Here is an 870-nt window from a genome sequence, read left to right as displayed (position 1 = left end):
CTTCCGCAGGTCGCGGTTCTTGTCCTGGACCTTCTTGACCTTGCCCTTGAAGTTGTACTTCGGGTAGACGCACAGGTAGCCCTTGGGACAGTCCTTCGGCGCCTTGAGCACGGTCGCGCTGGTCTCGCTGTGCTGGTCGGCGAAGGCCGCGGTGGCCGAGGGGGCGGCGACGAGGCCGCCCGAGACGGTGACCGCTGCCGTGAACAGCACGAGCCGTTTGCGTACGTTCATGGTTCGGAGTTCCTCCCGTTGAGGGGCGGCGCCGGAGCGGCCGTGCGGGCGGGGCGATCTGAGGTGTCGCCGTCGTCCCGCGAGCGGCCGTGCGGCGCGCGCCGCCTGTCCAACTCATGGTTCGGTACGGGGCTGACCGTCGGGCCGTGGCATCGGCCCAGGCCCAGCGGTGGCCGTCGCACCGAGCAGCAGTCTTGGGAGGCGTCCCGTTGTTGCGCAGCCCGCTCCCGGGGGCGCAACAAAAGGCGTTCTGTCCCAGGGCGTTCCGGTTGGTCGGCGCGTGCTGGGACGGAAGCGGGAGGCGTCCCGCTCGCCCCCAGTTCGGCGCGTGCCGGGCCGGGGGCGGACGGGCGGCCCGTTCCGGATGCGAACTTCCGCCGCCCGGCCGCCCCCTACCGGGCGCCAGCGGTTCCCCAGCGCGACCACACCAGGTCTCCAGCGGGCCGCCACCGATCAGGCGCCGGCCGGCGCCACCCCACCCGGCCCGGCGGCCCCGACCACGCCCCCGGCAGCCCCAGCGCTCCCGGCGGCCCCAGCGGCTCCAGCACGCCCGGCGGCCCCCGCGACCCGCGCGGTGCCCCCGACCCCGGCGCTCTGCGTCTCCCCGGCTCCCGGGGCTCCCGGGGCGCGACCCGCGGG

1 protein-coding gene is annotated in these 870 nt (G+C 75.6%); it reads right to left on the bottom strand.

The window, feature by feature from the left end; translation table 11 throughout:
* Positions 1-231 (bottom strand): peptidase inhibitor family I36 protein (locus tag KUM32_RS36610; RefSeq protein WP_217146198.1); only part of this gene is annotated, 231 nt, incomplete at its 3' end.
* Positions 232-870: the final 639 nt, after the last annotated feature.

This window comes from Streptomyces sp. AC627_RSS907 (assembly GCF_019049165.1).
Note: the sequence above shows the minus strand (reverse complement) of the source record. Positions and strands in the feature narration are given on the sequence as shown.